Annotated in this window: 23 protein-coding genes and 2 tRNA genes; 9 read left to right on the top strand and 16 right to left on the bottom strand. The window is 72.0% G+C overall.

Annotated features, from left to right (window positions below):
• Positions 1-2 precede the first annotated feature (2 nt).
• The gene (locus LZ495_RS05550) at positions 3-791 is read right to left on the bottom strand and encodes a maleylpyruvate isomerase family mycothiol-dependent enzyme (protein WP_235050821.1); all 789 of its coding nucleotides are present in this window, start codon (positions 789-791) and stop codon (positions 3-5) included.
• 289 nt (positions 792-1,080) lie between these two features.
• Between LZ495_RS05550 and LZ495_RS05545 the strand changes: the two genes are divergently transcribed.
• Both LZ495_RS05545 and LZ495_RS05540 read left to right on the top strand, forming a co-directional pair.
• Entirely contained in the window at positions 1,081-1,290 is a 210-nt protein-coding gene (locus LZ495_RS05545; protein ID WP_235050820.1) for a hypothetical protein, read from the top strand.
• The gene (locus LZ495_RS05540) at positions 1,287-2,339 is read left to right on the top strand and encodes an NlpC/P60 family protein (protein WP_235050819.1); all 1,053 of its coding nucleotides are present in this window, start codon (positions 1,287-1,289) and stop codon (positions 2,337-2,339) included. The genes LZ495_RS05545 and LZ495_RS05540 overlap by 4 nt, the downstream gene beginning before the upstream one ends.
• Before the next feature lie 74 nt (positions 2,340-2,413).
• Here the strand turns inward: LZ495_RS05540 and LZ495_RS05535 are convergent, their stop codons facing one another.
• Positions 2,414-2,623 (bottom strand): hypothetical protein, encoded by a 210-nt coding sequence (locus LZ495_RS05535; RefSeq protein ID WP_235050818.1) that lies wholly within the window; start codon positions 2,621-2,623, stop codon positions 2,414-2,416.
• A gap of 129 nt (positions 2,624-2,752) precedes the next feature.
• Here LZ495_RS05535 and LZ495_RS05530 point away from each other — a divergent pair, with 129 nt between their 5' ends.
• On the top strand, positions 2,753-3,388 hold the full coding sequence (locus LZ495_RS05530; protein WP_235050816.1) for a hypothetical protein: 636 nt from the start codon (positions 2,753-2,755) through the stop codon (positions 3,386-3,388).
• A gap of 75 nt (positions 3,389-3,463) precedes the next feature.
• On the opposite strand, the gene purL is transcribed toward LZ495_RS05530, so the two are convergent.
• From purL to purS, 3 genes are read right to left on the bottom strand one after another with little or no spacing between them, the layout of a single operon-like run.
• Positions 3,464-5,755 carry a phosphoribosylformylglycinamidine synthase subunit PurL gene (gene purL, locus LZ495_RS05525; RefSeq protein WP_235050815.1) on the bottom strand — a complete coding sequence of 764 codons (2,292 nt, stop codon included), beginning with the start codon at positions 5,753-5,755 and terminating at the stop codon, positions 3,464-3,466.
• A complete protein-coding gene (gene purQ, locus LZ495_RS05520) occupies positions 5,752-6,429 on the bottom strand; it encodes a phosphoribosylformylglycinamidine synthase subunit PurQ (protein ID WP_235050814.1) in 678 nt (225 codons plus the stop codon). Before purQ ends, purL begins: the two co-directional genes overlap by 4 nt.
• On the bottom strand, positions 6,426-6,674 hold the full coding sequence (gene purS, locus LZ495_RS05515; RefSeq protein WP_235050812.1) for a phosphoribosylformylglycinamidine synthase subunit PurS: 249 nt from the start codon (positions 6,672-6,674) through the stop codon (positions 6,426-6,428). The genes purQ and purS overlap by 4 nt, the downstream gene beginning before the upstream one ends.
• Before the next feature lie 763 nt (positions 6,675-7,437).
• Here purS and LZ495_RS05510 point away from each other — a divergent pair.
• The 3 genes from LZ495_RS05510 to LZ495_RS05500 all read left to right on the top strand — a co-directional run bounded on the left by LZ495_RS05510 (position 7,438) and on the right by LZ495_RS05500 (position 8,193).
• Positions 7,438-7,755 (top strand): histone-like nucleoid-structuring protein Lsr2, encoded by a 318-nt coding sequence (locus LZ495_RS05510; RefSeq protein WP_235050809.1) that lies wholly within the window; start codon positions 7,438-7,440, stop codon positions 7,753-7,755.
• 202 nt (positions 7,756-7,957) lie between these two features.
• A tRNA-Gly gene (locus tag LZ495_RS05505) sits at positions 7,958-8,029 on the top strand.
• Positions 8,030-8,120: 91 nt separating this feature from the next.
• Positions 8,121-8,193, top strand: a tRNA-Gly gene (locus tag LZ495_RS05500).
• A gap of 180 nt (positions 8,194-8,373) precedes the next feature.
• Here LZ495_RS05500 and LZ495_RS05495 read toward each other — a convergent pair.
• The 4 genes from LZ495_RS05495 to purD all read right to left on the bottom strand — a co-directional run bounded on the left by LZ495_RS05495 (position 8,374) and on the right by purD (position 14,091).
• The gene (locus LZ495_RS05495) at positions 8,374-9,276 is read right to left on the bottom strand and encodes a phosphoribosylaminoimidazolesuccinocarboxamide synthase (RefSeq protein ID WP_235050808.1); all 903 of its coding nucleotides are present in this window, start codon (positions 9,274-9,276) and stop codon (positions 8,374-8,376) included.
• 59 nt (positions 9,277-9,335) lie between these two features.
• The gene (locus tag LZ495_RS05490) at positions 9,336-10,901 is read right to left on the bottom strand and encodes a N,N-dimethylformamidase beta subunit family domain-containing protein (RefSeq protein ID WP_308267682.1); all 1,566 of its coding nucleotides are present in this window, start codon (positions 10,899-10,901) and stop codon (positions 9,336-9,338) included.
• A 208-nt stretch (positions 10,902-11,109) separates the two neighbouring features.
• Positions 11,110-12,561 carry a M48 family metalloprotease gene (locus LZ495_RS05485; protein WP_235050806.1) on the bottom strand — a complete coding sequence of 484 codons (1,452 nt, stop codon included), beginning with the start codon at positions 12,559-12,561 and terminating at the stop codon, positions 11,110-11,112.
• Positions 12,562-12,831: 270 nt separating this feature from the next.
• Entirely contained in the window at positions 12,832-14,091 is a 1,260-nt protein-coding gene (gene purD / locus LZ495_RS05480; protein ID WP_235050804.1) for a phosphoribosylamine--glycine ligase, read from the bottom strand.
• Between the two features lie 387 nt (positions 14,092-14,478).
• Here purD and LZ495_RS05475 point away from each other — a divergent pair, with 387 nt between their 5' ends.
• Positions 14,479-14,964 carry a hypothetical protein gene (locus LZ495_RS05475; RefSeq protein WP_235050801.1) on the top strand — a complete coding sequence of 162 codons (486 nt, stop codon included), beginning with the start codon at positions 14,479-14,481 and terminating at the stop codon, positions 14,962-14,964.
• Positions 14,965-15,062: 98 nt separating this feature from the next.
• Here LZ495_RS05475 and LZ495_RS05470 read toward each other — a convergent pair whose 3' ends face one another.
• The 6 genes from LZ495_RS05470 to LZ495_RS05445 all read right to left on the bottom strand — a co-directional run bounded on the left by LZ495_RS05470 (position 15,063) and on the right by LZ495_RS05445 (position 21,078).
• The gene (locus LZ495_RS05470; protein ID WP_235050799.1) at positions 15,063-15,461 is read right to left on the bottom strand and encodes a hypothetical protein; all 399 of its coding nucleotides are present in this window, start codon (positions 15,459-15,461) and stop codon (positions 15,063-15,065) included.
• 313 nt (positions 15,462-15,774) lie between these two features.
• Entirely contained in the window at positions 15,775-16,338 is a 564-nt protein-coding gene (locus LZ495_RS05465) for an RNA polymerase sigma factor (protein ID WP_235050795.1), read from the bottom strand.
• Between the two features lie 224 nt (positions 16,339-16,562).
• Positions 16,563-17,168 (bottom strand): putative DNA-mimic protein, encoded by a 606-nt coding sequence (locus tag LZ495_RS05460; protein ID WP_235050794.1) that lies wholly within the window; start codon positions 17,166-17,168, stop codon positions 16,563-16,565.
• 78 nt (positions 17,169-17,246) lie between these two features.
• The gene (locus LZ495_RS05455; protein WP_235050793.1) at positions 17,247-17,957 is read right to left on the bottom strand and encodes a GntR family transcriptional regulator; all 711 of its coding nucleotides are present in this window, start codon (positions 17,955-17,957) and stop codon (positions 17,247-17,249) included.
• A gap of 299 nt (positions 17,958-18,256) precedes the next feature.
• Positions 18,257-19,609 carry an aspartate aminotransferase family protein gene (locus tag LZ495_RS05450; protein WP_235050792.1) on the bottom strand — a complete coding sequence of 451 codons (1,353 nt, stop codon included), beginning with the start codon at positions 19,607-19,609 and terminating at the stop codon, positions 18,257-18,259.
• A gap of 182 nt (positions 19,610-19,791) precedes the next feature.
• Complete coding sequence (locus tag LZ495_RS05445) at positions 19,792-21,078, bottom strand: adenylosuccinate synthase (RefSeq protein WP_235050790.1); 1,287 nt, start codon at positions 21,076-21,078, stop codon at positions 19,792-19,794.
• A 122-nt stretch (positions 21,079-21,200) separates the two neighbouring features.
• Between LZ495_RS05445 and LZ495_RS05440 the strand changes: the two genes are divergently transcribed.
• Complete coding sequence (locus LZ495_RS05440; RefSeq protein ID WP_235050789.1) at positions 21,201-22,238, top strand: diacylglycerol kinase family protein; 1,038 nt, start codon at positions 21,201-21,203, stop codon at positions 22,236-22,238.
• Positions 22,239-22,409: 171 nt separating this feature from the next.
• Here LZ495_RS05440 and LZ495_RS05435 read toward each other — a convergent pair whose 3' ends face one another.
• Entirely contained in the window at positions 22,410-22,826 is a 417-nt protein-coding gene (locus tag LZ495_RS05435; protein ID WP_235050787.1) for a DUF3151 domain-containing protein, read from the bottom strand.
• Positions 22,827-23,124: 298 nt separating this feature from the next.
• Between LZ495_RS05435 and LZ495_RS05430 the strand changes: the two genes are divergently transcribed.
• A complete protein-coding gene (locus LZ495_RS05430) occupies positions 23,125-23,373 on the top strand; it encodes a hypothetical protein (RefSeq protein WP_235050785.1) in 249 nt (82 codons plus the stop codon).
• Positions 23,374-23,427: the final 54 nt, after the last annotated feature.

Genomic DNA, 23,427 nt, shown 5'->3' with positions numbered 1-23,427 from the left:
GATCACCCCAGCAGCGGCAGCCATCCGGCCAGGTCCGCGCGCTCGCCGCTGGCCCGCACGCTGCCGTCCTCGACGGCGTTTTCCCAGGTCAGGCGGCCGGCGGCCAGACGGAGCCAGGTGCGGGCGTCGGTCTCCACGACGTTCGGCGGAGTGCCGCGGGTGTGCTTGGGGCCTGTGACGCATTGCACGACGGCGAACGGCGGGATCCGCACCTCGACCGAGTGCCCGGGGGCGCGGACCGCGAGGATGTCGGCAAGTACGCGGGTCACCACGGCCAGTGCCTGCCGGTCGTGCGGGAATGCGGTGCCGGTGGCGCGTTCCAGGTCGTCGGCATGCACGACGGCCTCGATCAGGCGCGTGATGAGCATGTCCGGGACGCGCATCGGACCGATCCGGGTGACCGAGATCCGGGTCTCGGGCGTCTCGGCGGCCAGTGCGGCGGCCTGGTCGACGTAGTCGGCGGGGGTGCGCTTGGCCGCGGCCATCTCCTGCGCCATGTCCGAGATGGCCTCGGCGGCCGCCGCGGTGCCGCCCGCCCACTGCTCGACGGTGATCGGCGGGCCGTCGGGCTCCGGCATCGCCAGCCAGCGCGGCACCGCCTCGATCCCCGCGGCGATGTGCCCGACGAGGTCGGCGAGCGTCCAGCCGGTCAGCCCGGACGGCCCGGCGAGCTCTGCCGGCGTCAGGGCCGAGGTGAACGCGGCCAGGGCCCGCCACTCCGCCACCACCGCGGCGCGTACCCGGGCCGGGTCGACGGGACGGATTCCGGGGGCACGCGGGGCACTGGGCATGGCCGGAGGATACGGCTCGGGGCGGAGGCGGACGAACGGTTTTCCCCGGTGTTTCCCCAGGTTCGGGGGAGGCGCGGAGTTGTCCACAGGCCGACCGCCGACGAGCGGCCGAAGCGCGCGGGAACGGTGACGATGGATGCGGCAAGTCGTCCGTGTAGTCGTCCATGTATCCGTCTCCGTGCCTGTGCACTCGCCTGCCGGGAGGCTCCTCATGTCCGCCGGAACCGTTTCCTCGTCGTCGGCCGCTGCCGACCCCGCACGGATCAGCGCCCGCGCACACGCTTTATCGGTGGCCGCCGCGCGGCTCGATTCGGATGCGGTGGCCTTGGCCGTGGGCGTCCGCGCCGCGGCAGCGCAGTGGACCGGGCCGGCCGCGGCCGCGTTCGGTGCGTATTTGGTGTCCACCGATATGTCGCGGCAGGCGGCGAGTGCAGCGCTGCGCTTGGCCGCCACCCGCCTCGAAGCCCACGCGGAGGCCGTGGCCGGAGGTTCCGCATGAATCCGTCCGTACGCATCGACCCCCACGTGCTCGCCGATCTGGCCCTGCGGTTCGAGGACGCCGTGCCCGGGCTCGACGCCGCGCAGCGTGCGCTGCGCGACGCCGCCGCGGATCCCGACGTCGCCGCCGGGCGTTCCCTTTCCCCCGCGACCTGGGCAGCGGCGACCGCGGCGATCGGTGCGGCGCTCGACGACGTCGCCCATGTCCGCAGCGTCGTCGCGTCCACCCCAGGGCTGCTGCGCGCCTGCGCGGCGGGGTACACGTCCGGCGACAAACTCGGCGCGGAGTTGTTCGCCGCCATCGCCGCGGGGGCCGGCGGCAGTGCGCCGCTGCGGTTGAGCGAACTGCCCGCCACTCCCCCGCCCGAGCCGCACACCGGACCGGCCGTGGTCCGGGCCGACAACGCACCGGTCGGGATCCCGCCGTTCCGGATCGACCGGTTCGGCTCGCCGGCCATCGAACTCGCCGCCCGCGTGGCCGGGGTGAAGGTGCCCGACTCCTCGCCGGAGCCGTCCCGCAGCAGCGCCGCACCGCGGCCGCAGCCCCGCGCCACGGCCGTGCCCACCTCCGCAGCGACCGCCCGCACCTCGAGCCGCTCCCCCGCCGCGGCGGCGTCAGGACCGCCGCGCGCCGCCATGTCGGGAGATGCGCGCCGCGCGGACATCATCCGGCGCGCCAAGCGCTGGGCCGATCTCGGCCTCGGCTACAGCATGTCCGGCACCTTCGAGGGCTACCGCACGGACTGCTCCGGACTCGTCTCGATGGCCTGGGGCCTGCCCGCCCCCGGTCTCACCACCGACACCATGGACCAGGTCGCGCACCGCATCGGGAAGGAGGACTTGCTCCCCGGCGACGTCCTGGTCAACACCGCTCCCGGGGCCGCGGGCCATACCCTGATCTTCGCGGGCTGGACGGACGCCACGCACACCCGCTATTTCGCCTACGAGGAAAGCGGCGGCAAGGGCGCCCACTTCGGCACCGTGCCGTATCCCTACTGGCCCGGCCACGGCACATTCCACCCCTACCGCCTGGACGCCCTAGGCGACTGAGGGGAGGCTCCCGCCGTGCGTGTTCCGTTCAGGGATGAAGGCCGTCGGAGCACAGTCGTAGGTGAGGTTGGGCATCACCATGAGGGTTGCGCGGTGCCGACGGTCCGGCCGTCGATCTGGGCGAGATAGACGGTGAGTTCGCCGGACCGCATCATGCGGTCCCAGGTGTGCTGCTCGCGTTCGGCCACCGCGGCCGGGGCCGGCTTCCCGGCGCTTCGGGCGTGCACCCTGGCGACAGCCGCCGCATCGCGGGCTCCGCATGCACGTACGTGGATATCCGCCATGCAGGCCATCCTGCCCGGTCGTGTGCGCTGCCGTGCGGGCTGCGGGGCCGGGATCAGCCTGCGGGCTGACGCGGGCGCGTGCGGAACGGCGTTGGATGCCGGTACGGATCGGCCTTGGGGGGAGCGGCGATGAGCTATGGGGTGCCCGCGGCGTTCGTCGTGGATCCGCCGGACTACGGGGATGCCTGGGTGCGGCGAGGAGTGCTGGTCGGGGTGGCCTTTGTGTTCGCCGGGCTGGGGGTGGCGTCGCGGGCGAATCCGTGGAACCTGGTGGTGTTCCAGGGACTGCTCGGCAACGTCGCCGTGCTGGGTGCGGCCTCGGCGCTGTTCGCAACGGCCGAACTGTGGATTTCGTTCCGGTCGTTCGTGGTGCGCGTGGCGGCGGGGACGGTCGCCGCGTGTGCGGTGTTCGTGCTGCTCGGCGGGCTGGTGCTCTCGCCGCTGTTCCCGGGTGGGCACGGCGGGGTGGTCATCGCGACGTCGCCGGACGGGAAGATCACCCTGCGCGTCGACGAAGGGGGCAGCCGCAGTTACGAGCTGCAGTCCAAGGAACGGGTGTACCTGCGGACGACTGCGGGGCTGGACCGCGAGGTGCTGGTGGCCGTCGGGTGCGGCCGGTTCACCAAGGCGGAGTTCGCCTTCGTCGGGAATCGTGCCGTGGCGATCACCACGGAGGAGGGCGGGCGGGTCGTTCTGCCGTTCGACAAGAACCTGGGCGGGATCCGGCCGGTTCGCTTCACGTGCCCGCCGTATGGGATGGATTGACGGCGTCGAGAGCAGCCCGGAAATGCGGCAAGCCGCACCCGGAGCAGACGTCCGGGTGCGGCTTGCCGTGGTGCGTCAGGCGAAGAAGTCGCGCAGGGGGGCCGAGTTGGCCGCCTTGAGCTCGTCCAGGCCGATGGTGAACTGGCCCTGGATCTCCAGGGTTTCGCCGTCCACGACGCCGATGCGCGCGACCGGCAGGTGCCGGACCTTGCACATGTCGGTGAAGCGGAGCTCCTCGCTGCGCGGCACCGCGACGATCGCGCGGCCCGCCGACTCGCTGAACAGCGCGACGAACGGGTCCAACTCCTCGGGGAGGACGATCCGCGCGCCGTTGCCGCCGCGCAGGCAGGCCTCGACGAGGGCCTGGGCCAGGCCGCCGTCCGCGAGGTCGTGCGCGGCGTCCACCATGCCGTCGCGCGATCCCGCGATGAGGACCTCGGCGAGCACGCGCTCGCGCTCCAGGTCGACCTGCGGCGGACGGCCGCCGAGGTGGCCGTGCGCGACGTCCGCCCAGACCGAGCCGGACAGTTCCTCGCGGGTGTCGCCGAGGAGCAGGATGATCTGCCCCTCCTCGCGGAACCCGATCGGGGTGCGCCGGGTGACATCGTCGATGACGCCGAGCACGCCGACCACCGGGGTCGGGTGGATGGCGGTCTCGCCGGTCTGATTGTAGAACGACACGTTGCCGCCGGTCACCGGGGTGCCCAGGATCTGGCACGCGTCCGCGAGGCCGCGGGTGGCCTCGGCGAACTGCCACATGACGCCCGGGTCTTCGGGCGAGCCGAAGTTGAGGCAGTCGGTGACGGCCAGCGGGCGGGCGCCGGTGGTGGCGACGTTGCGGTACGCCTCGGCCAGCGCCAGCTGCGCGCCCGTGTACGGGTCGAGCTTGCAGAACCGGCCGTTGCCGTCGGTGGAGACCGCGACGCCCAGGTTCGTCTCCTCGTCGACGCGGATCATGCCCGCGTCCTCGGGCTGCGCGAGCACCGTGTTGCCCAGCACGTAGCGGTCGTACTGGTCGGTGATCCACGACTTGTCGGCGAGGTTCGGCGAGCCGGTCAGCTTGAGCAGCGTGGCACGCAGCTCGTCGCCGCCCTGCGGCCGCGGCAGGTGCTCGGCACCGTCGGCCTGCAGCGCGTCCTGCCACTCGGGGCGGGCGAACGGGCGCTCGTACACCGGGCCTTCGTGCGCCACGGTGCGCGGCGGCACGTCGACGATCTTCTCGCCGTGCCAGAAGATCTCCAGGCGGTCGCCGTCGGTGACCTCGCCGATGACCGTGGCGATGACGTCCCACTTGGCGCAGATCTCCAGGAACCGGTCGACCTTGCCCGGCTCGACGATCGCGCACATGCGCTCCTGCGACTCGCTCATGAGGATCTCCTCGGGAGCGAGCGTGGCGTCGCGCAGCGGCACCTTGTCGAGCTCGACGCGCATGCCGCCGGAGCCGGCCGAGGCGAGCTCGGAGGTGGCGCAGGACAGGCCCGCGCCGCCGAGGTCCTGGATGCCGGTGACCAGGTCCTCGGCGAAGACCTCCAGGGTGCACTCGATGAGGAGCTTCTCCTGGAACGGGTCGCCGACCTGCACCGCGGGGCGCTTGGCCGGGCCGTCGGCGTCGAAGGTCTCGGACGCGAGGACCGAGACGCCGCCGATGCCGTCGCCGCCGGTGCGGGCGCCGTAGAGGATGACCAGGTTGCCGGTGCCGGACGCCTTGGCGAGGTGGATGTCCTCGTGCTTCATGACGCCCACGCACAGCGCGTTGACCAGCGGGTTGCCCTGGTAGCAGGGGTCGAAGACGACCTCGCCGCCGATGTTGGGCAGGCCCAGGCAGTTGCCGTAGCCGCCGATGCCGGAGACCACGCCGGGCAGCACGCGGCGGGTGTCCGGGTGGTCCGCGGCACCGAAGCGCAGCGGGTCCATGACCGCGACCGGGCGGGCGCCCATCGCCAGGATGTCGCGCACGATGCCGCCGATGCCGGTGGCCGCGCCCTGGTAGGGCTCGACGTAGCTCGGGTGGTTGTGCGACTCGACCTTGAAGGTGACCGCGTAGCCCTGGCCGACGTCGACGACGCCGGCGTTCTCGCCGATGCCGACCAGCATGGCGTCGGAGGCCGGGGCCTTCTCGCCGAACTGGCGCAGGTGCACCTTGCTGGACTTGTACGAGCAGTGCTCGGACCACATGACCGAGTACATGGCCAGCTCGGAGCTGGTCGGACGGCGGTCGAGGATCGTGACGATGCGCTCGTACTCGTCCGTCTTCAGGCCCAGCTCGGCGTACGGCTGGCCGAAGGTGTGCGCCCCGACCGGCCCGTCCTGCAGCCAGCCGCGGTCCTTGGAGTCGTCCTTGGCCTTGTCGACCGTGTCCAGCGTCATGCGTTGACCAGCTTCTTCAGGATCGAGGTGAAGAACCCGAGGCCGTCCGTGGTCGGTCCGGTCAGCGGCTCGACCGCGTGCTCGGGGTGCGGCATGAGGCCGACGACGTTGCCCGCCTCGTTGGTGATGCCGGCGATGTCGCGGCGCGAGCCGTTCGGGTTGACCTCGAGGTAGCGCGCCACGACGCGGCCCTCGGCCTCGAGCATGTCGAGGGTGCGCTCGTCGGCGACGAAGCCGCCCTCGCCGTTCTTGAGCGGGACGACGATCTCCTGGCCGGCCTCGTACGAGCCGGTCCACGCGGTGTCCGCGTTCTCGATGCGCAGGCGCTGGTCGCGGCAGATGAAGTGGAGGTGGTCGTTGCGGGTCAGCGCACCGGGCAGCAGGTGGGACTCGCAGAGGATCTGGAAGCCGTTGCAGATGCCCAGCACCGGCAGTCCCTCGCGGGCCCCCGCGATGATCGTCTCCATGACCGGCGAGAACCGCGAGATCGCCCCGCAGCGCAGGTAGTCGCCGTAGCTGAACCCGCCGGGCAGGACGACACCGTCGACGCCGTGCAGGTCCTTGTCGCCGTGCCACAGCGCGACAGGTTCGGCGCCCGCGAGCCGGACGGCGCGCTGCGCGTCGCGGTCGTCGAGCGAACCGGGGAAAGTGACGACACCGATCCGAGTGGTCACTTGTCCTCGACCCTTACGGTGAAGTCCTCGATGACGGTGTTGGCCAGGAAGGTCTCGGCGGCTTCGCGAATGCGCGCAAGTGCCGCATCGTCGACCGGACCTTCGACTTCGAGTTCGAATCGCTTGCCCTGGCGGACATCGGCGATCCCGGTGAATCCGAGGCGCGGCAGCGCACGCTGCACCGCCTGGCCCTGGGGATCGAGAATTTCCGGCTTGAGCATGACGTCGACGACGACGCGTGCCACGCGCACTCCCATGTGCTGGTGCTGGACCTGTCGGTCAGCCGCGGGTCGGCAGCTGCGTAAGGACCTGCTGCTGGATCTCGGGGCCGGTACGGACCCCCTCTTCGGCGCCCCCAGCCTACCGGGGCGCCTCCGGTGCCTACCGCGCGGAGGTCGGGTTATCCACAGCGGACCGGTTGTCCACAGGCTGGGGGTTGTGGACAACGCGGACGTCAACCGGACGAGTGAACCGGCCAGATGATCGGATCACCGGGCTCGACCTGCATGAATGTCAACAAATTACCGTTTCGGCGCGGGTGACCCGCCATCCGATCAGCGCAGTGACCCACAGGGAAGCAGAGTTATCCACAGGCTGTGGACAAGAGGCCTGATGCAGCGCCGCAGCCTGGGGACGCCGATGCGGCACCCCTGGCACCCCGCGCCTCCGCCGGCGCGGCCGCCGCCCGGCCTCCGCAGCGATCCTGCGGCACAGCGCAGCACTGCACGGCTCGGGACAGCACACGACACCACACGACAGCACAGAACAGCACTGCGCGGACCGGCCCGGAAGAGCAGTTGCCGGTCGGCACCGTGCCGCCGACCCTTGACGTCGGCGCGCCACGCCCGCGAATATCTGCAACCCGGGGAATTGAATGTCCGGGCAGTAAATTATCGGAAGCGGCGTCAAGATCGCATCGGCTCACCGTTTGTCGCTTCATGTCGCGCGCCTATACTCGAGATTGAGTCTTTCTCTTTTTCCTCAGGCACTGCCGGAGAGGACACCGCCATGGCCCAGCGCGTAGTCGTGACGCTGCAGGACGACATCGACGGCAGCGCGGCGGCGGAGACCATCCGCTTCGGCCTGGACGGCAAGTCGTATGAAATCGACCTGTCCGAAGGGCACGCGGAGGAGATCCGCGCGCTGCTCGGCCGCTATGTGGACGCCGCCCGCCGCACCGCCCGGACCGGCAAGCCGTACAAGCAGACCACGGTCGCCCCGGACCCGGCCGCAGTGCGCGCCTGGGCCCGGGCGCAGGGCATGGACGTGCCCACCCGGGGGCGTATTCCGAAGAGCATCTACCAGGAATTCGAAGCGGCCAACTGAGTTCGGCGGCCGGCATAGCCGGATATTCGCGGACCACCACCCGGATGGCCGTACCGGCACCGGCACTCGATCGGCCGACGGCGATTCGACGGACTTTCCCGGGAAATTCGGACATCCCCGGCGTATGTCCGCGACGGCGTCCACGGCGGCCCTCTCGCTCCGCTAGAGTTCTACTCGCACGCCGGGGAGTTCCCCGGAGCGCGCAGGTGTAGCTCAATGGCAGAGCGTCCCCTTTCCAAGGGGAAGACGCAGTGTTCGATCCCTGTCACCTGCTCGGTCCGACGGGCTGCACAGAAGGGGTGGTCACCACCACTCCGGACATGCGGTAGAGTTAGGGCAACGACGACGGCGGAAGCCGGAGTCAGGCGGACGTGGCTCAGTTGGTAGAGCATCACCTTGCCAAGGTGAGGGTCGCGAGTTCGAATCTCGTCGTCCGCTCAGATGAAGGACCGGATCATCCTTGATGATCCGGTCCTTTTGTTTTGCCCTCGACACCAAGCACCAGGCACCAGAGGCTGCCGAACTGCCCCTGCCGGCCTGCCGCCGGCCGACCGGCCCCGGATACGGCCACGGCGCCGGTCCCGGGAGTCGGGACCGGCGCCGCAGCGGCAGGGAGCGTCAGGCCCAGCGGCGGCCGGTGAGCCGCTCGTACGCCTCGATGTACTTCGTGCGGGTGAGCTCGACCACGTCGGCGGCGAGCGGGGGCGGCGGCACATCCGCCTTCTTGTCCCAGCCCGAGGCCGGCGAGGCGAGCCAGTCGCGCACGATCTGCTTGTCGAACGACGGCTGCGCGCGGCCCGGCTGCCACTGGTCGGCGGGCCAGAAGCGCGACGAGTCCGGGGTCAGCACCTCGTCGGCCAGCACCAGGCGGCCGTCCGCGTCCAGGCCGAACTCGAACTTGGTGTCGGCCAGGATGATGCCGCGCTCGCGCGCGACGTCCCGGGCCCGCGAGTAGACCGCCAGGGTGGCCTGCCGCAGGTTCACCGCGAGTTCGGCGCCGACCTGGGCCGCGACCTGCTCGTAGGTGACGTTCATGTCGTGCTCGCCGACCTCGGCCTTGGTGGCCGGCGTGAAGATCGGCGCGGGCAGCTCGGAGCCGTCCTCCAGGCCCTCGGGCAGCGTGACGCCGCACACCGTGCGGCTCTCGCGGTACTCCTCCAGGCCGGACCCGGCCAGGTAGCCGCGGGCCACGCACTCCACCGGCACCATGTCCAGGCGCCGGCAGATCAGCGTGCGGCCCGCCCAGTCGGCCGGGGCGCCGGCCGGCAGGTCGGTGGACAGCACGTGGTTCGGGTACAGGTCGGACAGCAGGTCGAACCACCACAGCGACATCGCGGTGAGGATGCGCCCCTTCTCCGGGATCTCCGGGTCGAGCACCCAGTCGAATGCCGACATCCGGTTGCTCGCGACCATCACCAGGTTGCCGTCCCGGTCCGTGTACAGGTCGCGGACCTTCCCGGTGTGGATGTGCTCGAGGCCGGGCACCTCGACGGGTTCGGGCTTGGTGACGAAACCACTCACGGAACAGTCCCTAGGTCGTGTCTGGGGGGCGAAGGGAGTCTTTCACGGGGCTGCGGGCGTCAGGCCCGGCGCATCCGGTCGAAGAGGTTCTTCGTGGCCCGCTGCACGCGTTCGTCCTTGTACTTGGGGTGGTGCAGGGCCAGCGCCCAGTTGAAGGTCGCCGCGCAGAACATCAAGGTGCCGTCCGGGCGTTCGTACAGCGAGGTGCTCTGCACCTGCCGGGCGCCGCTGCGCAGCGTGTACGGCGTGCTGGAGAGCAGCACCTGGTTCACCCCCTGCGGGGTCGGCACCCCGGATTCGACGCCGTCCGCCTCGCCGCCGACCACCGCGCGGATCGTGTCCCCGTCGCGCACCCCCGTCCCGGCCCACATCCAGTGCCCGGACTGCGCCACCACCAGCGGTGTGGGCGCGGCCACGATGCCGTTGTACTGCACGCCCAGGAACTCCTGTTCGGGACGCCGGATCCGGCGCCACATATCGGTCGGCGCCGACTGCGCGGACGCCCCCGGGTCGGCGTCCTCCTTCCAGCAGCTCATCGTGCGGGCCGCCGCCCCGCGCGCGTTCGCCTCGAAACGCACGTGCCAGTACATGTTGTTCGCGGTCAGCCAGGCCTGTCCCACACCGGCGCGCAGCGCGTCCTCCGCGGCCGTGCGCATCCGGTCCGACCAATATTCGTCGTGCCCGCTGAAGACCAACGCGCGGTACCAGGACGGATCGATGCGGCCTTCTTCGAGATCCAGGCTCGACGCGTACGTGACGTCGTAACCGGATTTCTCCATCCACGCGATCGCACTCTGGTCGAGGTCGAAGCGGGTCGGCATCCCGTCGCCCATGTACGGCCGGTCGAACGAGACTTTGCGGGCCCGCCGCGGGTACGCATTCTTGCCGTTCTCGTCGAAGCCGTAATACAGGCTCTTACCGCTCCGGCCGTCCGACGGATATTGGTTGTAGGCCTGGTAGGTGCTGAACGGGAGCACCACCAGGAAGTCCGCCGAGCGGTTGTCGTCGCGCACCGCGAACACCGTGTAATTCCGGGTGCCGTTCTCGTCGTCGAAGACCGCGAGGTACGCCCCTGAGGTCCAGTCGGCGGGTACGTCGAGCGTCCAGCCGACCGGCCAGTCGCAGCTGAGCATGCCGGTGGCCTCGTCGAGGGCGGGCGGAGCGCCGGGGGCGCCCTGCAGTCGCGGGCTCGCGGTGATGCGCCGCGCGCCCGCGCCCGCGTAGTCGCCGAGCCGGTAGACCGTGACGGTGTACGCGGCGGCCGGGGCGACGGCCACATGGAAGTCGATGCGCCCGCCCGCACCGACGCTCGTCGCGGAGGCATAGCCCTTGATCTGGTGTGCGGCGTCGTCGCCGACCCGGACCGCGCCGCCGCGTCCCGGCTTCCACGCGGTCGAGCCGTTCTTGGCATTCTCCGCGGTGATGCGCCGCGGGTCGGCAGGCGGCACGGGCCGCTTCGCCGGCGGCGATGCGGATGCGCCCGGGGCCGACGGGGCACTGGACGGCGAGGCGGCCGCCTTCGCACCCGGCGTGCTGCCGCCGTCCGCCGAGGTCCGCCACCACACCAGTCCGGCGGCGGCCGCACCGGCCGCCCCCACCGCGCCCAATGCGCCCCGCCGACTCATGTGCCGCACGTGTGCTCAGCTCCTTGCGTACCACCGCACGGAACTCCGCGCGGCCCTACCGGCCTTCCCCTGTGATGGCGGCAGCGCGGTGCGGCCCGCGCGGGCCGGCTATCCGGGCGCGGCGGTACGGACGGCACGGGCGGCACGGGCGGTACGGGCGGTACGAGTCGCAGAGCCCGTACAAGTCGCAGAAGCGGTACGGCATGCCTCAGCCGCCGAGTCGGATCGGCTCGGCGGTGCGCACCCCGATGCCGTCCAGCCAGGTGCGCAGCGGCCGGTCGTCGCCGTCGTCGACGGCCTGGCCGACCAGGCCGGGCAGGTCGGCGGTGTCCCCGCGGCCGTCCGCGAGCACCGCGCCGTCCAGCCAGTCGACCGCGGCGTGCATGCGCCCGGTGTCCACCGCCGCGCAGGCCACCAGGGCGATGACGTGCTCGGTCATGCGCTCGGGGTCGAACCGGTCCGGGTCGGAGCGGTCCGGGTCGGCGGGGTCGTACGCCGCGCCGCGGGCGCCCTCCCGGATCCGGTCGAGCACGCGCCCCACGCAGGCCGGCCCCGGCCGGCCGTCCGACGCGTCGAGCGCGTCGACCAGCACGCCGGCCCGGTCCCGCCAGATCGGTTCGATGACCTGGGCCGGGTAGTCGGCCCAGCCGACCGCCTGCCGGTCCGCCCGGTCCGCGAAGATGTCCGCGGCCAGCCGGGACACCTGCGCGTCGACCTGTTCGGGCGCGACGAGCAGGTCGCAGGCCGGGCGTTCGGCGAGCCGGGCGCCGAAGGCGTCCGCGAGCCGGTCGCGCTGCGACAGCTCGGTCAGCGCCGCCACGACCCCGGCCATCAGCGCATCGGGGTACTTGCCGAGGTTCCACGCGGGGGCGGCAAGACGGGTCAGGAGCCGGTCCCAGCCCGCGTACGCGAGCCCGACCTGCTCGTGCGCGGTGGCCCGAAGCGGCGCGTCGACGTCCTGGGCCCGGGCCGACGCCCAGGCCGCGATGTCGCGTTCCATGGTCTCGGCCTGCCCGCGGGTCAGGTCCAGGAGCTGGCGGGCGAAGGCCCGCGGCACGCGGCGCAGCGGTGCGGTCCACGGCGCCACCCGGGCCGGGCGAGTGCGGGCCGCATACGGGTGGGCCAGCGCGTCCAGGCGCCGGACCCAGGCCCGGGCGGCCGCCACCGCGGGATCGGCGGCCGGCTCGGTGCCGGCCACGACGGGGGCGAGCAGCGCCCGGAGTTCGCCGACCCGCAGCCACCACAGGAACGGCGCGCCGACCACCAGGACGGTACGGGAGCGGGCCCACGGGGCTCCGCTGTCCTGCTCCAGCCAGCTGTCGCACTCGGGGCACACCCGGACTTCGTCCGGGGCCGGGACGTCGAGTTCGGCGGCCAGGTCGGCGATCATGCGGTGGAACTCGGGGGCCGCCTCGGCCGGCAGCGGCACCGCGCCGGCGACCGGCCGGCGGACCAGCAGGAAACCGAGCGCGGCCCAGCCGAGCAGCGCGGTGAGCGCGACCGCGAACCCGGCGAGCACCACGCCGGCGAGCCCCCGGTCGGTGCTGCGGAAGGCACCGGCCAGCAGCAGCACGGCGGCGCCCAGGGCGCACAGGATCGCGCCGGTACGCAGACGCAGCACACTTTTGGCCCGCGCACGGGCCTCGGCGGCACCGGTCACCCGTTCGCCCCCATCCGGGATATCGGGATCACATCGGGATCACTGGGTGCGGCCCGTTCGGTCACGAACCGCAGTTGCTCGCACGATAATGCGACGAGTTCCCGGGATCATCCTGTTCGGGGTGAACTCCATCCGCGAGAGTGAGCGGAAACCCCGTCCGGGGGGCCGACCGGCCCACCCGGAGGCGTACGGGACCCGAAACGGCTCCGCCCCGGACCGCGGTGCGGTACGGGGCGGTTGCGCAGCGGGGACCGGCGCCGGGCCCGGGCGTCAGACCGAGATCTCGCCCTTCACCGCGCGCGCCGCGATGTCGGTGCGGTGGTGCGAGCCGGCCAGCCGGATGCGCGACACCGCCTCGTACGCGCGGTCCCGGGCGGCGGCGAGCGTGTCGCCGGTGGCGGTCACCGACAGCACGCGGCCGCCGGAGGACAGGACCACGCCGTCCTCGGCGCGGCGCGTGCCGGCGTGCATGACGTACGCGTCGGGCACCGAGGCGGCGTCCGCGAGTCCGCCGATGGGGTCGCCGGTCCGCGGCGTCGCGGGGTAGTTGGCGGCCGCCACCACGACGGTGACCGCGGCGCCGTCGCGCCAGCGCAGCGGTTCGAGGTCGCCGAGCCGGCCGGTGGCACTGGCGTTCAGCACCGAGGCGAGCGGGGTCTGCAGGCGGGCCAGCACCACCTGCGTCTCCGGGTCGCCGAAGCGGCAGTTGAACTCGATGACGCGCGGACCGCGCGAGGTGAGCGCGAGGCCGACGAACAGGACGCCGGAGAACGGCGTGCCGCGGCGGCGCATCTCGTCCACGGTCGGCTTGACCACGGTGGCCATCAGGTCGTCGACCAGGCCGTCCGGAGCCCAGGTCAGCGGCGAGTAGGCGCCCATGCCGCCGGTGTTGGGCCCGGCGTCGTCGTCGCCGACGCGCTTGAAGTCCTGGGCGGGCTGCAGCGCGACCGACGTGGTGCCGTCGGTGATCGCGAACAGCGAGACCTCGGGGCCGTCGAGGAACTCCTCGATGACCACGCGCTCGCAGGACGCGGCGTGCTCGCGGGCCTCGGCGAGGTCGCCGGTGACCACGACGCCCTTGCCGGCCGCGAGGCCGTCGTCCTTGACCACGTAGGGCGGTCCGAAGGCGTCGAGGGCGGCGTCCACCTCGTCCGGCGTGGTGCAGACGTACGAGCGCGCGGTCGGCACGCCCGCGGCGGCCATGACCTCCTTGGCGAAGGCCTTGGAGCCTTCGAGGCGCGCGGCGGTGCCGGACGGGCCGAAGCAGGCGATGCCGCGGGCCCGGACCGCGTCGGCGCAGCCGGCCACCAGCGGGCCTTCGGGGCCCACGACCACGAGGTCGGCACCGAGCTCGGCGGCCAGGTCGGCCACCGCGCCCGCGTTCATCGCGTCGACCTGCCGGAGTTCGGCGATCTCGGCGATGCCGGCGTTGCCGGGCGCGCAGTAGAGGGAGGTGACCGCAGGGTCGAGGGACAGCGAACGGCACAGCGCGTGCTCGCGGGCACCACTGCCGATGACGAGGACCTTCACGGGGTCGAGCGTAGCCTCCCGCCCGGCGGGCCCCGGCGCGAGCCCGGGTGCCGGCGGGCGGGGTTGGCCGGAAAGAACTCGGGGCGAGCCGGGAACATCCGCCTCAGACCGGGGCGAACTGGTGTGCGATTCCCGCTCTCCGGATCGGCCGTCGGCATTTCCCGGACGCAGCCATTTGAATTTCGGCCAACCAACGAATCAATTCATTGCGAAACCGGCATGAATGCACCTTCCGAACCTGTCCGGAAGCGCACTTCAACTCTTCCCTCCGAACGGTTGGCCGGGCTAACATGCGCATCCGTATTGGGGCCTTCGATCCGTAAGTGCAATCACGGACGGATACACAGCCGAACGCTCCTGGGTGGGATACTTCAAATCGGAGATCGTATGTTTGCAAAGCGAATAGCTTCGGTGACGGCTGCCCTAATTCTGGGCAGCGCGGCCCTGGGGGGGACGGCCGGCGCGGCCGAGCCGAAGCCGAGCGGCAGGTCGTGCACCGAGAACGCCGACACCGGCGCTGTCGTCTGCTACTCGAGCCTCGAGAAGGCTCTCGCCGCCGCGGGCGGCGGCATCGAGAGGTCGAATACCCGGGCGGCGGCGGCCGCCACCGCGTACACCCTTGCCATCCTGTTCAAGGACTTCAACTATTACGGCGAATCGCGGGTGATCTGGAACTACAGCGGCTGCCCGACGTGGGCCGGGGCCAACCTGACCGGCGGCTGGGACAACGTGGTCAGTTCGGTCAAGGTGTACAACAGTTGCAGGCTGACGCTGTGGACCGGCCAAGGCAACGGCACGGGCGTGTCCTTCACCAGCCACACCCCCGACGTCGGTTGGATCAACGACCAGGCCTCGTCGTACGACGTCGCGTGACCCTGGGGCCGCCACCGCGGCGGCATCGGGACCGGCCCGCGGAACACCCCGCGGGCCGGTCCGCGTTTCCGCCCTCCCGGCCCCGGTTCCGCAATGTGTCATGGCGACGCCGGGCGCCCGCCCGACGTGAGCAGCGACGGGATTTTCGCGGCCTTGCAGAATTCCGGCTGGGCCGGGAAGACCGCGGCCATCCCGTCCACCACGCAGGCCACCAGAGCCGGAACCGGATGGTCCATGGGGGCCGGCCCCGAATCCGGCAGCGCCTCGTGTCCCGCTCCCGGGCCGAGCAACCCCATCTGCCACATCACCCGGCACGACTCGATCGCCATCTCCGAGTCGGGCCGGCCGGCGAAGTCCGACGTCATCCCGTGAAAGGGCTCGGCACGCAGATCCGTGTCCGCATAGCAGCGCACCCCGTCGACGACCTTGGGTTTCTCCGCCTTCGGACTCACCAGGGCGAAGGCGACCCCGGTCGACGCGGCGAGCAGCGCCGTCACCGGGATGATCCATCTACGGCGGGCCCGCCGTGGGGTCCGGCGCGGTGTCGGCCCGACCCCTGTACGGGTCGACACCGCGCCGGGGCGCGAGACGAGGATGTCCTCGAGTGCGTAGCGGGCCTGGTCGGAGAGCTCGTCGGCGCCCCGCCGGGGGGGGGGGGGGGGGCCCCCCCCCCCCCCGCCCCCCCCCCCCCCCCCGCCCCGGGGCGCGAGACGAGGATGTCCTCGAGTGCGTAGCGGGCCTGGTCGGAGAGCTCGTCGGTGGCCGGCGGCGCAGGGTCGTTCGGTCGCATCAGCGCACGGACGTCATCCGTCAGACGCATCGCTCCTCCAAACCCGCTCGGGCCGGGGCAGCCGGCGGTTCCGGCGTGTCCTCGGCGGCCTTGTCCTGGCGTTCGAGAGCCGTTCTGAGGCGGCGTTTCGCGCGGTAGAGCCGGGCCGTGAAGGCCGGTACCGAGCACTGCATGACGCGGGCCGCCGACGATATGTCGAGGCCCTCCCAGCCGACCAGCGCGAGGACTTCGCGGTCCTGCTCGGCCAGGCTCTGCCACGCGTGGACCACGGCGCCGCGCTCGGCGGCGCGGTCCGCGAGGTCGCGGCCGGGCAGACTCGGCTCGACCATGAGCCGGGCCTCGAGGATCTGCCCGCGGTTCTCCGCACGCTGGTGGTTCTGCACGACGCCGCGGCCGACTCCGTAGAGCCACGGCAGAGGGTCCAGCCGCGGCACGGTCTCCCAGCGCCGCCACGCAATCAGGAAGACCTCGGCCGCGACGTCGTGTGCGGCATCCGGGCCGACGCGGCGCCAGGCGTAGCGGAGAACGGCGTTGTAATGCTCCCGGTAAAGATCCCGGAACGCCTCGTCTCGCCCCACCTGCACCCCCCGTCCCTCGTGCCGACGCCTGTGTATGTCCGGATGCCCCCGGTTCCTTGCAGGGCGGGCGGAACTTTTTTGGAAAGTTCCGCGAGGCGCGGGGACGAAGCGGACAGAAGCCCGCCAACCGTCCTGACGGTACGTCAGCGCGGGGCGGTCAGGAAGTGCCGGGCGGGAAGCAGCGGGAAGAAACCGGAAGTGCCGGGCGGCGCGGGCCGCCGGACGGTCCGTCAGGCGAACACGATCATCGAGCCCTGGCCGACGCTGAGCTGCGCGGCGCGGTACAGGACCGCCCACACGAACCGCTCGCGGGCGTACGGCCCCCCGTCGTAGGTCGGCGCGGGCTGCGGCGGGTCGAGCAGGTCCACCCCGATGTACGGGGCCAGGTCCTCCAGCTCGCGCAGCATGCCCAGGCTCGACCCGAGCGGCCCGCCGTCCTCGGGGAGCGGCTCGTCCATCAGCGGCCGCGGGAAGTCCACGGGCAGGTACGCCCCGGCGTGGTCGTAATGCCACACCAGGTGCGAGTGCTGCGCAGCGGCCTCGAAGGTCTCCAGGAGCTGGTCGTAGTCGTCGCCCAGCGAGTCGACCGGGGTGACCGGGAAACCGGTGCGGTGCAGCAGGTAGGCGCGGCGCAGGTAGTGCAGGGAGTCGTGGTCGAACGCGCCGACCGTCCAGACCCCCTTCTCCAGCCCCTCGGACCAGGCGTACACCGGCACGGTAGGCAGCCCACTGGCCGTCAGGACCGCATCGTAGGCGGCCAGTTCGTCCTTGAAGGGGTTCTCCGGGTTGTGGCACAGCGCGTCCACGAGCGGGACGAGCCAGACGTCACAGTCCACAGCGGAGCTCCAGAAACCGTCGAGGTGCGCGGGCGGGGGACGCGCACGCGAACGGGCCGGGCGGCGCTGGGGCCAACGCTAGCCCAGGTCACCGCCTGCGTCGCCGACCAATCGCCGGGCGAACGGCCGCTGTGCCGCGATGCAGTCGCGCATGAGGGCCTGCGCGCCTTCGGCGTCGTGTGCGGTCATGCGGTCCACGAGCTCCCGGTGCCGCCGCCACGCGTCGGTGGGGCCCTGCGCGGCGCGCAGGTACGGGCCGAGGAACATCCAGGTCTGGACGCGCAGCAGCCGCAGTACACCGGCGAGCCGCTCGTTTCCGGACAACCTGCCGAGTTCGCCGAAGAACTGACGGTCGATCAGTGCGGTTTCGGTGGTGTCGCCGTACCAGCGCACCGCGTCCAGCCGGTCCGCGAGCCGGGCCAGCCCGGGGCCGGCCTCGTCGGGCAGCGTGCGCGCGATGCGGCCGACCAGCGGGACGCTGAGCAGCTTGCGGGCCTCGACGATCTCGGCGAAGTCGGCCCAGCCGTACCGGGCGACCTGGAAGCCGCGGTGGTGGCCGCCGGTGAACAGGCCGTGCGCGGCCAGGTGGATCAGCGCCTCGCGCACCGGGGTCGCGGACACCCCGAAGCGGCGGGCCGCGTCGTTGGCGGTCAGCGAGGCGCCGGCCGGCAGGCGCCCGGTCACCAGGTCGTCGCTGAGCGCCTCGGCAATCTCCTCGCGCAGGCTGATGCGGCGTACCGCGCCGGCGAACGAGATGCCGGTGAACACGTTGGTCTCGGCCGGCTGCACGTCGGTCTCTTCTCACCCCGGCCGCCGGCGCCACCGCACCGACGGGCATCCCCCATCCGATCCGCTCGATCATATGAAGGGATGTCCGATTTGGGTAGCAATGGTGACGAAAAAACATGCGAGGACCGCAACTGCTCGGCAGAGCAGTTGCGGTCCTCGCATATGTGTCGGCCGGACGCGGGCCGTCGGCGCCCCCAATATGCCGGTACTCAAGGCGCCGAGGTTCCCCCCGCGCTGCCGGACCGCACGTGTACCGGACGCACCGGCCGACGCAGCGTCGGACAGGCGCCGGACGGGTGTCAGACGGTGAAGGCGTCCGCGACGGTAAGCGCCTCGTCGAGGATGGCGAGGCCTTCCTTGACCTCGGCCTCGGTGCTCGTGCACGGCGGGACGACGTGCGTGCGGTTCATGTTGACGAACGGCCACAGGCCGCGCGCCTTGCACGCCGCCGCGAAGTCGTTCATCGGCTTGGCGTCCGCGCCGGCCGCGTTGTAGGCGACCAGCGGCTCGCGGGTCTCCTTGTTCTTGACCAGCTCGACGGCCCAGAACACGCCCAGGCCGCGGACCTCGCCGACCGACGGGTGGCGCTCGGCCAGCGCGCGCAGCTCGGGGCCGATCACCGACTCGCCGAGCCACTTGGCGTTCTCGACGATCTTCTCGTCGCGCATCGCGTTGATGGTCGCGACCGCCGCGGCGCACGCCAGCGGGTGGCCCGAGTAGGTCAGGCCGCCCGGGAAGGGGCGCTCGCGGAAGGTCTCGTAGATGCGGTCGGAGATGACCACGCCGCCGAGCGGGACGTAGCCGGAGTTGACGCCCTTGGCGAAGGTGATGAGGTCCGGGGTGACGCCCCAGTTGTCCACCGCGAACCAGGCGCCGGTGCGGCCGAAGCCGGCCATGACCTCGTCGGCGATGAAGATGATGCCGTACTTGTCGCACAGCGCGCGGACGCCGGCCAGGTAGCCGGGCGGCGGCACGAGGATGCCGGCCGTGCCGACCACGGTCTCCAGCACGATCGCGGCGACCGTCGAGGCGCCCTCGAACACGATGGTGTTCTCCAGGTGCGCGAGCGCGCGCTCGGTCTCCTGCGCCTCGTCGGCCGAGTAGAACGGCGAGCGGTAGGCGTACGGGCCCCAGAAGTGCACGATGCCGGAGACGCCGGTCTCGTTCGGCCAGCGGCGCGGGTCGCCGGTCAGCGCGATCGCGTTGGCCGTGGCGCCGTGGTACGAGCGGTAGGTGGCGAGCACCTTCTGGCGGCCGGTGTGCAGGCGCGCCATGCGGATGGCGTTCTCGTTCGCCTCGGCGCCGCCGTTGGTGAAGAACACCCGGTTGAGGTCGCCCGGGGCGATCTCGGCGATGAGGCGGGCCGCCTCGCTGCGCGCGTCGTTGGCGAATGCGGGCTGGATCATGCAGAGCTTGTCGGCCTGCTCCTTGATCGCCGCGACGACCTTCGGGTGCTGGTGGCCGATGTTCGTGTTGACCAGCTGCGACGCGAAGTCGAGGTACCGGTTGCCCTCGTAATCCCAGAAGTAGGAGCCTTCCGCACCCGCGACCGGCAGGGGCGCGATGAGCCCCTGCGCGGACCAGGAGTGAAAGACGTGCGCGCGGTCTGCCTCGTACACGGCCTTCCCGGCCGCCGGGTCCACAGTGGTCATGGCGCACAGCCTAAAGAGCACACAAGGCGCCGGAAACCGGCACAGTGACAGCCGTTCGCCCCCGGGGCCGACAAGATGTCAGGCACCCGGGGGCGAGTTCCGGTCAGGTCTCCGGATCAGGTCGGGCTCAGGCCCGGATCAGGCCCGGATCAGGCCCGGATCAGGCCCGGATCAGGCCCGGATCAGTCCAGGAACGAGCGCATCGCGATCGTCTGGTCGCGGCCCGGACCGACGCCGATCGCCGAGATCGGCGCACCCGACATGTCCTCCAGCGCCTTGACGTAGGCCTGCGCGTTCTTGGGCAGGTCGTCGAACGTCTTGGCCTCGGTGAGGTCCTCGGACCAGCCCGGGAGCATCTCGTAGACCGGCTTCGCGTGGTGGAAGTCGGTCTGCGACATCGGCATCTCGTCGTGCCGCACGCCGTCGATCTCGTACGCGACGCACACCGGGATCTGCTCCCAGCCGGTCAGCACGTCCAGCTTGGTGAGGAAGAAGTCGGTGAGGCCGTTCACCCGGGTGGCGTAGCGCGCGATCACCGCGTCGAACCAGCCGCAGCGCCGGTCGCGCCCGGTGGTGACACCGCGCTCGTGGCCGATGGTGCGCAGCTTGTCGCCGTCCTCGTCGAGCAGCTCGGTCGGGAACGGGCCCGAACCGACGCGCGTGGTGTACGCCTTGAGGATGCCGATGACCCGGGTGATCTTGGTCGGGCCGATGCCGGATCCGGCGCACGCGCCGCCCGAGGTCGGGTTGGACGACGTGACGAACGGATAGGTGCCGTGGTCCACGTCGAGCAGCGTGCCCTGGCCGCCTTCGAGGAGGACGACCTTGTCCTCGTCGAGCGCCTTGTTCAAGATGTACGTCGTGTCGGCGACGTAGTCCTTGATGGCGTCGGCGTACTCCAGGTACTCCTCGACGATCGCCTGCACCGACAGCTCGCGCCGGTTGAACATCTTGACCAGCATCTGGTTCTTGTCGCGCAGCGCGGACTCGACCTTCTGCTGGAGGATGCCGGGGTCGAACAGGTCCTGGACCCGGATACCGACCCGGTTGATCTTGTCGGCGTACGCCGGACCGATTCCGCGGCCGGTAGTACCGATCTTCCGCTTGCCGAGGAACCGTTCCGTCACCTTGTCGAGGGTGCGGTGGTACGGCGTGATGAGATGCGCGTTGCCGGAGATCAGCAGCTTGGACGTGTCGACGTCCCGCTCCTGCAGCGTGCGGATCTCCTGAAGCAGCACACCGGGGTCGACGACGACCCCGTTGCCGATGACCGGGGTGCACCCCGGCGTGAGGATGCCGGAGGGCAGAAGGTGCAGCGCGTACTTCTGGTCCCCGATGACAACCGTGTGGCCGGCGTTGTTGCCGCCCTGGTATCGGACCACGTAGTCGACGGAACCGCCGAGCAGGTCGGTGGCCTTCCCCTTGCCCTCGTCTCCCCATTGGGCACCGACGAGCACGAGTGCGGGCATGAGGCGTACACCCCTTCCAGGCGGGGCATGTTTGTTCACGGGAGCCCCGGAAAGTCCAAGCCCCTTGACGCCTGCGCGCAAGGGGCTCTTGCGGGGAGAGGTTACCTGAGGAAGGACGACCGGTGTCGGCCGAGCGCGCGCTGCTCGTGATCACGGACCCTGCGGCACGCTCGGTGGACGGCGAGTCGGTACGGGTCGCGCTGGACGTTTTGCGGGCCGCGGCGCCCGCCAAGATCGTGGTTCCGGCCGATGCGGCCGAGCTCGAACGTGCTCTCGTGCGACGCGGCCGTCGGCGTGTCGTGGTGGTCGCCGGGGACGGCGGGATGCATTCCGTGGTCCGTGTGCTGGACCGGCACGGCGAGCTGGCCGGCACCCCGCTCGGGGTGGTCCCGGTGGACACCCACCCGGGCTCCGGACACGGTCTGGCCCGGGCCCTGGGACTGCCCGCGGAACCCGCAAAAGCCGCGCGGGTGGCGCTCGGTGAGCACGAGCGCACCCTCGACCTGCTGCTCGACGACCTGGGCGGCGTGGCGCTGCGCTCGGTGCGGATCGGCAACGGCGTCCGCACGCCGCGGCCCGCCCCGTCGGCCGGTCCGGCGGCCCGCAAATCGTGGCGGTCGATCTGGGACCGCGCGGCGCACACGGTCACCTCGGCGGTCGGTCCGTCCGGGCACCGGCTGCGCGTCGAGGCGGACGGCCGGGTGATCGCGGACGTGGACCGGCCGGTGTTCTCGGTGCACGTCGGATGTGACGATTGCGACAACGGCCGGACGCCGGCCGGCAAGGGGCCGGAACTCCCCTCGGTAGCCGTGCAGGAACGGTCCGTCAATATCGCGGGCGACGAGCCCGCGGGCACCACGCGCACCGAGCCCGCGCCGGCGACCGGCACCGCCAACGTGCTGATCACCGCGTACCCGTCGGCCGGGCGCTTCGGCCTCCCCGCGCAGACCCGCGGCACCGCGCGGCCGCCCGAGGACGAACCCGCCGAACGCACCCCGCGGCTGGAGGTCCGGGCCCGCGAGATCACCGTGTGCGGACCGGAGTTCACCTACGAGGCCGATGCGATGACGACCGGTCCGGTACGGCTGCGGACCTGGACTGTCCGGCCGGGCGCGTGGCGCCTGTACGTGCCCGAGGACGGCCCGCGGGCGCACGTCTGACCCCGCACCCCTGGTGACGGGGCGTCAGGCCCGCCTGGGGGCCGTGGGAGACGCGGCAGGCCCCGCCGGGCGGACCGGGAAGGCGGGCGGGACGGCCGGACCGGGCCGGGCCGGCAAGCCCGACCAGGTCGTAGCTTGCCGCTGCCCGGGCCGGCCATCCCTGATGGCGTGTCAGCCGGCCAGGACGTCCTCGGCCGTGGCGCTGCTCTGGCGCAGGAACAGCGCGCAGCGCACCTGCTCCTCGTCCTCGCCGATCGCGCCGGCGGCGCGCGACAGGGCGTGCAGGGCACGCAGGAAGCCCTGGTTCGGCTCGTGCTCCCACGGCACGGGGCCGTGGCCGCGCCAGCCGGCCTTGCGCAGCGCGTCCAGGCCGCGGTGGTAGCCGGTGCGGGCGTAGGCGTACGACTCCACGGCGTTGCCCGCCGCGAACGCCCGGTCCGCGAGCGCGGCCCATGCGGCGGACGAGGTCGGGAACTTCGCGGCCACGTCGGCGGGGTCGGTGCCGGCCGCCAGCAGGGCGCGCGGCTCGGGCTCGTCGGGCAGCAGGGTCGGCTCGGGGCCGCCGAAGAGGTTCTGGTCGATGGTCATGGCCCCATCCTGCACCGGCCTCGCTCTGCGGCCTGCACCGAACCCGCGCGCAACCCGCGTGCGGCGGACATGCAGCCGACGGGCAGCCGGCATGCAACCGGTGCTGCCAGGTGTGCGTCTCCTGTGCGGGCCCTTGCCGCGGCGGCGCCGCGGCGGAACGGCCGGCCCGGCTATGACGGCGGCCCGGCGGCCCCGCGACGGCGGGATCGACAGGTCTTATGTACCGATATGGTCTGCGGAGCCACCGTCCGACCGGCCGGTCGGACGACCCGAAAGGCATCACGTGCCGGGGGGATTCATGAACACGCGGCATCGCCGCACATCTGCCGCGGCGGCCGTAGGCCTGGCCGCGGTCCTGGCGCTGTCGGCCTGCTCCGACGGCGGCGGCGGCAAAAACGGCCGGGACGGCAAGGACGGCCGGACCGGGGCGGCGCAGCCGGACGTGCCTGGTGCGGAGAGCGTGCCGGTCAAGCCGGCCAAGAAGGACCAGCGCCGCAAGACGCTGCCCTGGGCGCCGCAGAACGTCCCGCTGCCCTGGTCGCGCTGACCACCCTCGGCGCGGCGGAGCACCGCACGGACGCAAATACGGCCCGGCACCCCC

The sequence above is a fragment of the Yinghuangia soli genome (assembly GCF_021502675.1).
Classification (GTDB): Bacteria; Actinomycetota; Actinomycetes; order Streptomycetales; family Streptomycetaceae; genus Yinghuangia; species Yinghuangia soli.
The sequence above is the reverse complement of the archived record's forward strand: the minus strand, read 5'-3'. Positions and strand labels throughout refer to the sequence as shown.

Coding starts and splice junctions, on each gene's coding strand:
- LZ495_RS05550 (WP_235050821.1), bottom strand. CDS start 791: ATGCCCAGTGCCCCGCGTGCCCCCGGAATCCGTCCCGTCGACCCGGCC.
- LZ495_RS05540 (WP_235050819.1), top strand. CDS start 1,287: ATGAATCCGTCCGTACGCATCGACCCCCACGTGCTCGCCGATCTGGCC.
- LZ495_RS05535 (WP_235050818.1), bottom strand. CDS start 2,623: ATGGCGGATATCCACGTACGTGCATGCGGAGCCCGCGATGCGGCGGCT.
- LZ495_RS05530 (WP_235050816.1), top strand. CDS start 2,753: ATGAGCTATGGGGTGCCCGCGGCGTTCGTCGTGGATCCGCCGGACTAC.
- purL (WP_235050815.1), bottom strand. CDS start 5,755: ATGACGCTGGACACGGTCGACAAGGCCAAGGACGACTCCAAGGACCGC.
- LZ495_RS05510 (WP_235050809.1), top strand. CDS start 7,438: ATGGCCCAGCGCGTAGTCGTGACGCTGCAGGACGACATCGACGGCAGC.
- LZ495_RS05490 (WP_308267682.1), bottom strand. CDS start 10,901: ATGAGTCGGCGGGGCGCATTGGGCGCGGTGGGGGCGGCCGGTGCGGCC.
- LZ495_RS05475 (WP_235050801.1), top strand. CDS start 14,479: ATGTTTGCAAAGCGAATAGCTTCGGTGACGGCTGCCCTAATTCTGGGC.
- LZ495_RS05450 (WP_235050792.1), bottom strand. CDS start 19,609: ATGACCACTGTGGACCCGGCGGCCGGGAAGGCCGTGTACGAGGCAGAC.
- LZ495_RS05445 (WP_235050790.1), bottom strand. CDS start 21,078: ATGCCCGCACTCGTGCTCGTCGGTGCCCAATGGGGAGACGAGGGCAAG.
- LZ495_RS05435 (WP_235050787.1), bottom strand. CDS start 22,826: ATGACCATCGACCAGAACCTCTTCGGCGGCCCCGAGCCGACCCTGCTG.
- LZ495_RS05430 (WP_235050785.1), top strand. CDS start 23,125: ATGAACACGCGGCATCGCCGCACATCTGCCGCGGCGGCCGTAGGCCTG.